This is a genomic window from Haemophilus sp. HN_Hi16, from assembly GCF_049823435.1.
Lineage (GTDB): Bacteria > Pseudomonadota > Gammaproteobacteria > Enterobacterales > Pasteurellaceae > Haemophilus > Haemophilus influenzae_D.
Window position 1 is genome coordinate 1,660,013 of the sequence record NZ_CP187500.1, and the last position, 11,975, is coordinate 1,671,987.

Annotated in this window: 12 protein-coding genes and 3 tRNA genes; 12 read left to right on the top strand and 3 right to left on the bottom strand. The window is 37.7% G+C overall.

The genetic code is table 11. The features are described from left to right. Nucleotides 1-14: 14 nt before the first annotated feature. From ACPT9C_RS08180 to ACPT9C_RS08190, 3 genes are all read left to right on the top strand, one after another. Nucleotides 15-803, top strand: coding sequence for a TatD family hydrolase (locus tag ACPT9C_RS08180; protein ID WP_050948527.1), 789 nt, complete (start codon nt 15-17; stop codon nt 801-803). Between the two features lie 111 nt (nt 804-914). After that, complete coding sequence (locus ACPT9C_RS08185; protein ID WP_230304873.1) at nt 915-1,433, top strand: hypothetical protein; 519 nt, start codon at nt 915-917, stop codon at nt 1,431-1,433. Continuing rightward, nucleotides 1,426-1,890 carry an OsmC family protein gene (locus ACPT9C_RS08190; RefSeq protein WP_009766751.1) on the top strand — a complete coding sequence of 155 codons (465 nt, stop codon included), beginning with the start codon at nt 1,426-1,428 and terminating at the stop codon, nt 1,888-1,890. Before ACPT9C_RS08185 ends, ACPT9C_RS08190 begins: the two co-directional genes overlap by 8 nt. Nucleotides 1,891-1,989: 99 nt before the next feature. Here the strand turns inward: ACPT9C_RS08190 and trxA are convergent, their stop codons facing one another. From trxA to ACPT9C_RS08205, 3 genes are all read right to left on the bottom strand, one after another. After that, entirely contained in the window at nt 1,990-2,313 is a 324-nt protein-coding gene (gene trxA / locus ACPT9C_RS08195; RefSeq protein WP_050948528.1) for a thioredoxin, read from the bottom strand. 119 nt (nt 2,314-2,432) lie between these two features. Continuing rightward, nucleotides 2,433-3,428 carry a 2-hydroxyacid dehydrogenase gene (locus tag ACPT9C_RS08200; RefSeq protein WP_050948529.1) on the bottom strand — a complete coding sequence of 332 codons (996 nt, stop codon included), beginning with the start codon at nt 3,426-3,428 and terminating at the stop codon, nt 2,433-2,435. A gap of 12 nt (nt 3,429-3,440) precedes the next feature. After that, nucleotides 3,441-4,550, bottom strand: coding sequence for a methionine biosynthesis PLP-dependent protein (locus tag ACPT9C_RS08205; RefSeq protein ID WP_050948530.1), 1,110 nt, complete (start codon nt 4,548-4,550; stop codon nt 3,441-3,443). 246 nt (nt 4,551-4,796) lie between these two features. On the opposite strand from ACPT9C_RS08205, the gene ACPT9C_RS08210 reads away from it, so the two are divergent. The 9 genes from ACPT9C_RS08210 to ACPT9C_RS08250 all read left to right on the top strand — a co-directional run bounded on the left by ACPT9C_RS08210 (nt 4,797) and on the right by ACPT9C_RS08250 (nt 11,972). After that, a tRNA-Gly gene (locus ACPT9C_RS08210) sits at nt 4,797-4,872 on the top strand. A gap of 6 nt (nt 4,873-4,878) precedes the next feature. Next, nucleotides 4,879-4,952, top strand: a tRNA-Cys gene (locus ACPT9C_RS08215). A 27-nt stretch (nt 4,953-4,979) separates the two neighbouring features. Then, nucleotides 4,980-5,066, top strand: a tRNA-Leu gene (locus ACPT9C_RS08220). Between the two features lie 75 nt (nt 5,067-5,141). Beyond that, nucleotides 5,142-5,978 carry a ParA family protein gene (locus ACPT9C_RS08225; protein WP_005653598.1) on the top strand — a complete coding sequence of 279 codons (837 nt, stop codon included), beginning with the start codon at nt 5,142-5,144 and terminating at the stop codon, nt 5,976-5,978. Nucleotide 5,979: 1 nt separating this feature from the next. Beyond that, a complete protein-coding gene (gene dnaB, locus ACPT9C_RS08230) occupies nt 5,980-7,335 on the top strand; it encodes a replicative DNA helicase (protein WP_112064981.1) in 1,356 nt (451 codons plus the stop codon). After that, complete coding sequence (locus tag ACPT9C_RS08235; RefSeq protein WP_112064982.1) at nt 7,328-9,028, top strand: ParB family protein; 1,701 nt, start codon at nt 7,328-7,330, stop codon at nt 9,026-9,028. The genes dnaB and ACPT9C_RS08235 overlap by 8 nt, the downstream gene beginning before the upstream one ends. Next, nucleotides 9,028-9,579 carry a DUF2857 domain-containing protein gene (locus ACPT9C_RS08240; RefSeq protein WP_005653590.1) on the top strand — a complete coding sequence of 184 codons (552 nt, stop codon included), beginning with the start codon at nt 9,028-9,030 and terminating at the stop codon, nt 9,577-9,579. Before ACPT9C_RS08235 ends, ACPT9C_RS08240 begins: the two co-directional genes overlap by 1 nt. Nucleotides 9,580-9,728: 149 nt before the next feature. Beyond that, entirely contained in the window at nt 9,729-10,952 is a 1,224-nt protein-coding gene (locus ACPT9C_RS08245; RefSeq protein WP_049380300.1) for an STY4528 family pathogenicity island replication protein, read from the top strand. A 264-nt stretch (nt 10,953-11,216) separates the two neighbouring features. Then, entirely contained in the window at nt 11,217-11,972 is a 756-nt protein-coding gene (locus ACPT9C_RS08250; protein ID WP_112064984.1) for a PFL_4669 family integrating conjugative element protein, read from the top strand. Nucleotides 11,973-11,975: the final 3 nt, after the last annotated feature.

The following is an 11,975-nucleotide window of genomic DNA, read 5'->3' on the forward strand; positions in this document are numbered from 1 at the left end:
AAAGGAAAATGCCCATGCCTTTCTTCGACACTCACACGCATCTCGATTATCTCCAACAGTTTACTGAGGAACCTTTGTCACAGCTTATTGATAATGCTAAGCAAGCCGATGTGCAAAAAATACTGATTGTGGCGGTGAAAGAAGCTGATTTTAAAACAATCCAAAATATGACCGCACTTTTTCCTGATAATTTGCACTATGGGCTTGGGCTACATCCTCTTTATATTAAAGAACACGCCGAAAATGATTTGATGCTGTTAGAACAAGCCTTAAAAAATCGTGATACAAATTGCACGGCGGTGGCAGAAATTGGTTTGGAACGTGCGATTCCCGATTTGCTCACCGATGAACTTTGGGCAAAACAATGTCATTTTTTTGAAAGCCAACTTTATTTGGCAAAACAATTTAATTTACCCGTCAATATTCACAGTCGAAAAACCCATGATCAAATTTTTACTTTTTTAAAACGTATTCCATTATCTAAACTTGGCGTGGTACACGGTTTTTCAGGAAGCTACGATCAAGCAAAACGCTTTGTTGATTTAGGCTATAAAATCGGAGTTGGCGGCACCATCACTTATGAACGAGCCAATAAAACTCGTCAAGCGATTGCAAAACTACCACTTGACGCCTTAGTGTTGGAAACAGACAGTCCAGATATGCCTGTATTTGGTTTTCAAGGCCAACCTAATCGACCAGAACGTATTGTGGAAAGTTTCAAAGCCCTTTGTGTCTTAAGAAATGAACCTGCTGAATTGATTAAAAAAGTCACGTGGGAAAATGCTTGCCAGATTTTTTCTTGATCCACGTCACATTACTGAAATTACTTTGAATTAAATACTAGAAAAAAGAAACTGAGCATAATAATATCCGCCTCGTAGAAAGTTTTTCTCAACACACAATAAGGATATATTATGTCGCAAATCTATACTCAGGTGAGAAAGTTAGCGGAACTACAATTTGCAAAACGTTTAATTACTCAAATCTTTGAGTATGCAAGAAATAAAAATATCAAAACCGCATTACATGTATGCCGTGGCAACTGGAGCAAAGATGAAAGCGTATTACTGCGCGAGCCTTATACATCACTAGTGGATTTATTTGAATCGGCACCTGATATTTTAATGCTCGAATTTTCTACGCCAAGAGCGGGAGAATTAAGTTCGTTGTTAGAAAGTGAAATCTTAAGACAAAAATGTATTTTAGGCTTAGGCGTCATCAATCCTCGTTCTGATGAGGTAGAAACCGTAGATCAGATTGTTCAACGAGCAGAAAAAGCCTTAAATTACCTTCCACCAGAGCAAATTTGGCTAAATCCAGATTGTGGATTTGCCACTTTTTCTAACCGCCCTTTAAATGGTTTTGACATTATTGAAGCCAAACTTAACACATTAAATGAGGCAAAATCAATATTGAGGGAACGTTATGTATAACGTACCTGAAAGTGAATGTTTTACAGCGAAATATCGAGCCGTATTACGCGGAGAAGAAATTAAATTATTCACACCGAATGACAGTATTTCGCTCTATTCACAAGTCAATTTCGATAACCAATCTTTACAAAAAAGTGCGGTAGATTATTTTGCTGTTTCTATTTTAGGTGGCATTTTGAGCAGTGTAAAAGCCCATTTTGCTCAACAACGTGCTGATATTGTAGAAATGGAAGGAAAAATTTGGCTCAACCTCGCCAATCCTTTAACCCTACTTGGCGTTCGCGGCTATAGTGAGCAGCCTGTCATTAATGACGGCAAAATTAAAATTTTTATTTCATCAGATTTAACCGATGAAACCTTCACACAACTCACACAAAACGCATTACGCTATTGTTTTATTTACAATACAATAACCAAAGCCTTTCCTTTAAATATAGAATTTGAGCAAGTGCTTTGATTCTCATCAGGTCGTTCATCAAAATTTTAGACAAAAAATTGCCCCATTAAGGGGCAATCTTATCAATGCGCTAAAGTTACTTATAACTTTAAGCAACGATTAAATATGTTGGTTAATAAAGTTAGCCAATTGAGTTTTTGGTAATGCGCCAACTTGAGTTGCAATAACTTGACCATTTTTAATCAATAATAATGTTGGGATACTACGAACACCAAATTGTGCTGGGGTTGCTTGGTTGTCATCCACATTCATTTTCACGATTTTAACTTTACCTGCAAATTCAGGCGCAAGTTCATCTAACACTGGAGCAATCATTTTGCAAGGACCACACCAAGGTGCCCAAAAGTCTAATAAAACGGGGATATTTGAATTAACTACAACACTTTCAAAATCTGCGTCATTAATGTGTAATACTTCGCTCATTTTGTTTTCCTTATTTTGTGAATGGAATCCCTATATAAGGGCTTTTTTTAAACTTACAAGTGCGGTGCAGAATAACACCGTTTTAAAAAATGTAAACTAATCGTTTTAATTGCCAAAAGCTAAGACGGCAAAACAATATTTTCACACACTTTGCCCGATTTCAATTTATAAACATTTGATAAAGTCACATCCGCAATATTCGTTAGTGCCTCTTCGGTTAAAAATGCTTGGTGACCTGTTAGCAATACATTATGGCAAGAAGATAAACGGCGGAAAATATCATCTTGAATGACTTCATTAGACTTATCTTCAAAGAACAAATCTCGTTCATTCTCGTAAACATCCATACCTAACGCCCCGATTTTACGCTGTTTTAACGCATCAATTGCAGCTTGAGTATCAATCAAAGAGCCACGACTAGTATTAACTATCATCACGCCATCTTTCATTTTTGCAAAAGCCTCGCGATTTAATAAATGATAGTTTTCTGGCGTTGCTGGGCAATGGAGCGTAATCACATGAGATTTAGCATAAAGCTCATCCAATTCAACATATTGTCCACCAAAGTCTTCCACCACTGGATTTTTGAAAGGATCGTACGCCAAAATATTCATACCAAAACCTTTCAGAATTCGCATCACCGCAATCCCAATTTTACCCGTTCCGATTACGCCGACCGTGCGTCCGTGCATATTGAAACCAATTAACCCCTCAAGAGAGAAATTCGCTTCTCGGGTACGCTGATAAGCACGATGAATTCGACGGTTCAGTGTCATCATCAAACCGATGGTGTGTTCTGCCACTGCTTCAGGCGAATAAGCGGGAACCCGTACAACTTGAATGCCCAATTCTTGAGCGGCTTTTAAATCAACATTATTGAAACCCGCACAGCGCAAAGCCACGACTTTCACACCAAGTGCGGCTAATTTTTCTAATACCTTTCGGCTACCATTATCATTCACGAAAATGCATACTACTTCGCAATGCTCTGCCAAACGTGCAGTACTCTCGTTCAACATAAAATCAAAAAATTCTAAATCGAAATTATATTTCGCGTTAATGAGCTCAATATATTTTCTGTCATAGCTTTTAGTGCTATAGATTGCAATTTTCATGGTTTGCTCCAATTATTTTAAGTTTGCAAAAGCCTGTAATAAATCCGCTTTAATATCTTCTACATCTTCAATACCGACTGAAAAACGCAGCAAGGTATTAGTAATCCCACGAGCTACACGCTCGGATTCTGGAATATCCATATGGGTTTGAGTGGCAGGATAAGTAATAAAACTTTCTGTGCCGCCTAGACTTTCTGCAAAAGTAATCAATTTGATGGATTTTAAGAACGTATTAACCCAAGCTTCATCTTGCAAACGGAAAGACAACATTCCACCTTTATTCGGATAAAGCACCGATTCCACTTGTGGTTGAGCTTTTAAAAATTCCGCAATGGCTTGTGCATTTTCTTGATGGCGTTTCATACGCAAAGAAAGGGTTTTCAGACCACGAATAGTCAGCCAAGAATCAAACGGAGAAAGTACTGCACCCGCACCATTTTGAATATAAGCAATGCGATCACAAAGTTCTTGCCCTTTTGCAACAATCAACCCGACAAGTACATCATTATGACCAGCAATATATTTAGTTCCGCTGTGAATCACCACATCAGTGCCTAAATCTAATGGGCGAGAAAGCACAGGCGTTAAAAACGTATTATCCACGATCAACATTAAGTTATGTTTTTTCGCAAGTTTTGCAATTTCAACTACATCACATTCTTCCATTAAAGGATTTGATGGGGTTTCAATAAAAATCGCTTTCGTATTTGGGTTAATTGCAGCTTCAATTTCTGAAGCAGATGCTGTATTAACATAAACAGGTTTTACACTATTGTTATTTTTATAAGAGAAATCTAATAGTCGATAAGTACCACCATACACATCGCTAGAAACGATCCATTCATCTGGTGCTGTGAAAAGCGTCATCAAAACTTGAATGGCAGCCATACCAGAAGAAAACGCAAAGCCACGATCTCCATTTTCTAATTTAGCTATCGTTTCTTCTAATACTGTACGAGTTGGGTTTTTGGTACGTGTGTAATCAAATCCCGTACTTTCACCGATACCATAATGGCCATAAGCCGTAGAAAGAAAAATTGGTGTAGAAACCGCGCCCGTACGCTCATCACTGCGATTGCCTGCTTGAGCTAATAAAGTATCGATAGCATATTGTTGTGTCATAACATCCTCTAAAAATAATGAAAAAATCAACCGCACTTTACGTGCTAAAAAACGTTTAACATTTTGGCACAAAGGAAAAAGTGATAAAAGTAGAAATTAGAAAATTACATAAAATTCCATTTTTCCATCATTTTCTGTAATTTATTTAAACAAAATGAACTTTTTTTAAACGGTTAGACAATTTTTTTAAATCTGTAATTGACAGTTATCTGAATTTCCGTAAAATGCGCACCACTAACAGCGAATGCGGGAATAGCTCAGTTGGTAGAGCACGACCTTGCCAAGGTCGGGGTCGCGAGTTCGAGCCTCGTTTCCCGCTCCAATTCGTGGCGTGTTAGCAAAGCGGTTATGCACTGGATTGCAAATCCATGTAGCTCGGTTCGACTCCGGGACACGCCTCCATAATACGCAAATGTTAGTTGTCTATATGCCCGAGTGGTGGAATCGGTAGACACAAGGGATTTAAAATCCCTCGCCTTTCGAGGCGTGCCAGTTCAAGTCTGGCTTCGGGCACCATCTAATTCCAAACCAATAATCAGTACCTAGTCCAATACTTAACTTTAATTTTTAATTATCGTTAGGTGAGGAATTATGGACTTCTCTTCTATTTCTAAAAAACCTTATATTATTACTGTCGCTTGTACTAAAGGCGGTTCTGCAAAAAGTACAAATGCTGCCAATATTGGGGCGTTCTGCGCTGACCACGGTTTAAGAACTCTTCTTATTGATACTGATACTCAACCAACCTTAAGCTCTTATTATGCTTTAACTGAAGAAGCTCCCGGTGGTATTTATGAGTTTTTAACCCGTCGTGATATTGAACCTTCCCATATCATTTCAAAAACATCCATTCCAAATTTGGATTTAATTCAATCAAATGACCCATCAAACAATGTAAGTCAAACTCTACGTAATGCCCCTGATGGTGCAATTCGATTTAGTCACTTAATTAAAAACATTGATAATTATGATGTTATTGTGGTTGATACTCGAGGTACTAGAGACATTACTGTCGATATGTCTGTCTTAGCAGCTGACATCCTATTCTGCCCTATTCTTCCACACATTCTTTCTGCGAAAGAATTTATCCGTGGAACTATCGGAATGTATCAAGATTTAGAAACCTTTGAATCATTTGGTTTCAAATTACCACCTCTCAAAGCTATCGCAAATTGCGTTGATAATACTAATGACGTGAAATTTGTACTCAATCAATTACACGTACTCTTTGAAACCAATTTTGATGAAAGCAAAACCTTCCTTGATTTTTCAATCCCAGCGCATGTGGCATATAGAGAAGCTGCAACTTATTCACTGCCAGTTTATCGCCATAGCCAGGCTGAATATCCCGTTATCAAAGAACTGTGTTGCTTGTTACTCCCTCAATTCAAAACACTTTTTGATAAACCAATGAAAAAGGAAGGCTAATATGACTGATAAACTTATTGCTTCTATTGAAGCAGAAAGTGCGGTCATTGGTGCTCTCATTATTGATAATGATAAATTTGATGAGATCGCAACTTTACTGCGCTCTGATGATTTTTATGTCTCAGCTCATAAAGTATTGTTTGAAGGTGTTAGCCATCTATTAACACAAGGAAAACCCGCTGATATTTTAACTTTGGAGCGGTATTTCAAAGATAAAAAACTGATTGATCAGATAGGGGGATTAGCATATCTAGCAGAAGTTATTCACAATACTCCTTCTGCATCAAATATAACTGCGTATGCTGAGATTATTTCTCGTTATAGCAAACAACGTCGTTTTTTGACCCTGGGCCAGTTTATTGTAACTGAAATGCAATCTTCAAAAGATGAAATTGAATTAACTTCTTTTGAGGAAAGTGTTGATAAGCAATATACCAATATTGTCATCGAACAAGAGACGGATGGTGTTGCTGATCTTAATGCCAGTTTCGAGAGAATCCTTTCTCGCATGGAAACTTCCTCTATTAATGCCGATCCAGTTAGTGGAACACCAACAGGCATTATTGAATTAGATAGAGCAACAACAGGCGGTCAACCAGGAGAACTTATCATTATTGCAGCTCGTCCAGCAATGGGTAAAACAACCTTTGCACAAACGATTGCCGCAAGTACGTTAGATAAATTCCCTGACAGCCCTATCCAATTTTACAGCCAAGAAATGCCAGCTGATCAACTATTAGAGCGTTTTATGGCAATGCGCTCTCGCGTCAGCTTGCAATCTATTCGTCAAGCGACTGAGCTTGAAGAGGAAGAATGGACTCGTCTTGCTAATGCAATGGGGACAATTAAAAAAGACTGGAAAGGTCGTTTGCTAATTGATGATGAACCTTCTTTAACACCTCATCGTTTACGCGCCAAAGTACGTAAAAACACTCGTCTATACGGTAAACCTAAAGCGATTTTCATTGATTATATCCAACTAATGAGAACCGGAAATAAAACTGAAAATCGCAATTTAGAACTTGCCGAAATATCCAATGATTTAAAGAAATTAGCCAAAGAAACTGGATGCCCAATTTATGCATTATCTCAACTAAACCGAGGTTTAGAAAATCGAGCTAATAAGCGTCCAATCAATGCCGACTTACGTGACTCCGGCTCTCTTGAACAAGATGCTGATGTCATCATTCATCTTTATAGAGATGAAATTTATAACCCTGACACAGAAGATAAAGGCATTGCGGAAATCATCATTGGTAAACAGCGTAATGGCCCGTTAGCCACAGTAAAAACACTGTTTCAAGGTCAATACAGCCTTTTTGAGAATTTAACGACACAGGATAGATATTATGAATAATCCATTTATTGCTAAAAATAAAAAACAACAAAGTCAATTAGACGCGATTGCGAAAGGATTAAATGTTCAACCTATTAATAATCAGTCTGCTGCTTATCAAACAACAACAGCAACACATTATCCTGCGCAATCTAAATACATTACCGTTACGTTAGATAAATTACGCCCTTATGAACACAACCCTCGTAAGACACGTAATCCTAACTTTGAAATGATTAAAGAGTCAATTCGTCGTCGTGGTCTTGATCATAAACCAAATATCACTCAACGACCTGGTGAACCTTTTTATATCATCGCTGACGGTGGGAATACTCGTATTCAAGCATTAAAAGAACTGTTTACAGAGACTCAAGATCAACGTTTTTGGTCTATTGAATGCTTATATAAACCCTGGAAAGGTGGAAGTGCTGATAGTGTAGAAGCGGAATTAGATTTGCTTATTGGTCATTTAATTGAAAATGATACACGTGCAGACCTCACGTTTATTGAGAAAGCCTTGGGCATCCAGCAAGCGAAAGAATACTATGAGCAAAAGTTAGGAAAATCCCTTTCTTCTCGCGAGCTTTCAAGTGAGTTAGAACATGATGGATACATTATTGCTAATACAACAGTAGCAAAAATGGAACGCTGTATTAATTTCCTATACCCATACATTCCTGATGTGCTATTTAATGGGCTGGGACATGCGCCAATTGATAAATTGCTTGCGATTCGTAATAACGCCTTAGCCATTTGGCAAAATTATCAATTTGAATTAGATGTTTCTTTCGATGAAATTTGGGGAAATAGCTTATCTCGCTGTAACGACGATCAGCCATTCCATATTAAAACTTTCCAAGATTATCTTATTGATGAAATGTCATCCATGTTAGGTGATCGTGTGAGTTATGAAGTCCTTTATCTTGAAATTGATCTCGATGAGCAAAAATTCAAGAAAATGGCGCAAAAACAACACGAAATACAGCAAAGCGTACAAGAAAGCATCCAAGATGTTCAAGCGTTTAATACACCACAGCCACAAGAAACCACATTAGATACATTATCTCAACCTAGTGTAGTCACTACTCCAAAAATGACTACTACTGAAAAAAAATCAATACCTGCGCCAGTATTAAAGCAAGCAAGTGTTGAAATTTCTCCTTCATTTGAGGATGAAGCAGATAATAAAACAGAGGATGAAGAGTTTGATGAAACTAATGCTAATTCAGAAGGGCTTTCTTTTGATTTTGCTAAAAATTTAACTCAACAATTTGGCATTACTCCAGGTATGAGCATCCAAGAACAACGTCAACAACGTGCGGAAGAAAATGGATTAAGCTTTGCTTGCGTAGGCCGTCAACCAGTTGATGATATTTGGAAAATTTATCCTGGTCGTCAGCATAAAGTAGAAGCTTATTCACTAGCACTCGACATTGCGGAAAGTGTTGGATTAACTGACTACATTGAACATGTAGTAAAAGAGCCTGTTGATTACACTTACCGCGTAAAACCATTAGATAAAGATGTGAGCGGTGTAGCACAGATGTGTTATGACTTCTTAAATTTATTACAAACAGATGTGCACCCACAGACATCTTTCACCTTATTACCGGAATATTTACTCAATACTCAAGAAATTGATGATACCACGCTAGTTAAATTATTCCGTTTAATTCGCCTCGTTCGCTATATTCGTTCAGAAGGAGATGCATAATGAGCATGTTCAGCAATTTAAACCAAGTGGTATTGAATGAGATTTTGGTTAATTTACAAGAAGGCAATATCAATGTTTGCCGGAACTATGGTTTCTCAAAACAAGAATTGCAAGAAATTGAAAAACTCAGCACAGAGGAAGTTTATGAACTGGCTAACACCAAAGCTCCCTTTGCCAAAGTTGAAATTAATCACGATGCATTTTGGCGATTAGTGGCTCGAGTACGCATGTCGTCACAAGAACGTCGCCTTATTGATCGCGCATTAATGTTAGGTGCATCCATCCAAATGCTCAATTCCTACTTCGGCTTAACCACTTCAAAAGTATCTGCTCGTCGTAGCCTACTTGGAAAACAAGAACCAATGGGACGTAAGCCAGCTGCAACCGAAGAGGAAGAAAAATTAATTTGGGACTTATGGCAAGAGCATAAAGGTGATGTTCAAACAATTGAATCAACAGAAGGACTAGAGCTGTTAATTTTAATTGCGGAAGAAACCGGTATTAATTTAACTGAAATTTGGAAACTTGTTAGCCGCTGGAATGCAGCTTAAAAAACATAACGCCCAACCTAGTGCGTTACGTTAAGTTGGGCGTTATTCATATCGTTAGTAAGGAACTTGGGAAAGTTCATTGGCTATTGTAAAGATGTTTAAGCACATTGCAACAATAAAAATGAAATATTCTCAGAGAGAATTAAATTATGGAAACAAAATTACAAGAGCATGGGTTGCTCTTTTTTGGCAACCAGCATGAAACAGTTCCAACCCGTTTGCTATTTGATCCTTATTTAACATCAAGAGCAAAATTGGCATGGCAACTTATAAAATACAAAGCAAGAGAATTTCAATCAGGCATGTTCCCATCATACGAAGTGCTTGCAAAATTACTTTCAGATAAACCTTATGATGAAGCAGAACTCTCGCGTAAGCTAGTTAGCCAAACGTTGTTATTACTTAGATTAACTCGTTGGCTAACACTTTGTGAAACTGTACGTAATGAGCAAGGTCAAGTATTGGGTAATTTTTACATCCTTCATGATGAACCTATGCCAATCATTGATACGATTCAATTAAACCATGATTACATCGCACTCCTTGAAAAATCCATTCAGCATCGAGATAACTTTGTGCGAGGTGTAGCAAACCATATTGTAGAAAACCTGCTCTCGGATAATACTCAGTGGCATTATATTTCTCACATTGACTGGATGCGAGCTCGCCTTCAAGACTATCAAAAACGTCCAAAAATGGATATTTCAGAGCAAGAAGAATCAACATTTATTCAAGAAAACCTACTAAGTTCCAATAAGGAACTCTGTGAAAAAACAGGGGAACTCAGTAAAAATCACCTTAGTTCCAAAATGGAACTCAGCAAAATCAAACAGAGTTCCAAAAGGGAACTCAGTGCCCAAAATAATGATAAGTCATTGATTTCAGGCTTAGTTCCAAAAGGGAACTCAGGTTTTTCACAGTACAGTACAGGTACTAGTATTTATATAAATACGTACTGTACTGGTAATGCGGATGAAATTGACTGGCCGACTAATATTCAGTTTTCATCATTGGAAAAAACAGCAATTATGCAAGCGATGCGTGGACTTGATTTAGGAATCTGTAAAGCGATTTTATTTGAGCTTGAACAGCGTGTGATAAAAGGTGAAGTGAAAAAACCACAAGGCTATGTAGTGACATTAATCCAACGTGCACATCGTGGTGAATTTAAACCGTATTTGTATGAACAATTTTTAGCTACACAAGCGCAATCATTATCATCAAAAAATCGGTTATCACAACATGATGAAACTAGCTTAGTTAATAATGTAAAAGCAGATAACGCAATAAAGCCAATGCGAGTGCAATCTGAAGAAGAGCGAAAAGCGAGAGCTGATCGTATTCGACAATTTAAAGCTTCAATTTGCAATTGAATAAGCTGTATAAAAGCAAACTGTGTCGTGTAGAAGGGTTCTACAAAGTACAAAATTTAATCACTGTCCAGGGGCTGGACAAAGTACAAAAATTAATCACTGTGCTAGGGTTGCACAGTGAACAAAAATTAACCAGTGTGCGGGGACTGCACAGTGAACAAAAATTAACCAGTGTGCGGGGACTGCACAGTGAACAATATTTAACCAATGTAAAGGGACTTTACAAAGTGCAAATTTTAACCAAATGATAAAAGGTGACATAACATGACAACAACATACAACCAACAGCTTGGGCCGTTACGCAGTGAGATTACATTTACGCTTCATACTCAGTATGCAACACGTCTTTGGAATGGTCGTGACTTAGTTAAAAATGAAGCCGGGGAAGTCGTTACATCATCAATTCTCAGTATTCCTAATGCTCTATCTCTATTGAGTCAAATTCAGCAAGCTGCCGAACAAGATGATCCTTATGCTGATGATTATCTTCTTCGTTTTGAACAAAAAGTATTAGGGTTTCGTAAAGAGATGCAAGATATGACCTGGAGAATGGTTAATCTCTACAGTGAGAAAATCCCTGAAAACTTTCAAATTGAGCGTTGCGCCAATATTGCTCCGATTCAATACCCTATTTTTGTGAATACTCAGCTGGGTTATCAATTATTGTATCTTTTGGCTGATTTTGATTCGTTAGCTCGTACAGTGATGACCGCTTCACATATTGCATTACTTACAAAAGATGATGCGTATGATTGGCTAGAATCCGGAGCTAAATTAATTCGTCGTGCATTTGGTGTGCTTGAGAATTACCGAAATTCCGGTATTACACGCCAAGATGCGCTTGAAAATAACGCTCGCTATCAAGCTGCTGTAAAACGTATGAAATATACCTTAACGCCTGACGTGCTTTCCGGTACAACACGTGCAACATTTGCTCCAACAATTAAAAAATCATCACTTGCTGAATCAGATAATAATGGCTCTGTTGAAGTCCAAATTACAGCAAATAAAACTGAATAATGG

Bases quoted from the DNA above. Each gene is read 5' to 3' on its own strand.
- ACPT9C_RS08190 (WP_009766751.1), top strand. From the start codon at position 1,426: ATGTATAACGTACCTGAAAGTGAATGTTTTACAGCGAAATATCGAGCC.
- dnaB (WP_112064981.1), top strand. From the start codon at position 5,980: ATGACTGATAAACTTATTGCTTCTATTGAAGCAGAAAGTGCGGTCATT.
- ACPT9C_RS08245 (WP_049380300.1), top strand. From the start codon at position 9,729: ATGGAAACAAAATTACAAGAGCATGGGTTGCTCTTTTTTGGCAACCAG.
- ACPT9C_RS08185 (WP_230304873.1), top strand. From the start codon at position 915: ATGTCGCAAATCTATACTCAGGTGAGAAAGTTAGCGGAACTACAATTT.
- ACPT9C_RS08200 (WP_050948529.1), bottom strand. From the start codon at position 3,428: ATGAAAATTGCAATCTATAGCACTAAAAGCTATGACAGAAAATATATT.
- ACPT9C_RS08240 (WP_005653590.1), top strand. From the start codon at position 9,028: ATGAGCATGTTCAGCAATTTAAACCAAGTGGTATTGAATGAGATTTTG.
- ACPT9C_RS08235 (WP_112064982.1), top strand. From the start codon at position 7,328: ATGAATAATCCATTTATTGCTAAAAATAAAAAACAACAAAGTCAATTA.
- ACPT9C_RS08180 (WP_050948527.1), top strand. From the start codon at position 15: ATGCCTTTCTTCGACACTCACACGCATCTCGATTATCTCCAACAGTTT.
- ACPT9C_RS08225 (WP_005653598.1), top strand. From the start codon at position 5,142: ATGGACTTCTCTTCTATTTCTAAAAAACCTTATATTATTACTGTCGCT.
- ACPT9C_RS08250 (WP_112064984.1), top strand. From the start codon at position 11,217: ATGACAACAACATACAACCAACAGCTTGGGCCGTTACGCAGTGAGATT.
- ACPT9C_RS08205 (WP_050948530.1), bottom strand. From the start codon at position 4,550: ATGACACAACAATATGCTATCGATACTTTATTAGCTCAAGCAGGCAAT.
- trxA (WP_050948528.1), bottom strand. From the start codon at position 2,313: ATGAGCGAAGTATTACACATTAATGACGCAGATTTTGAAAGTGTTGTA.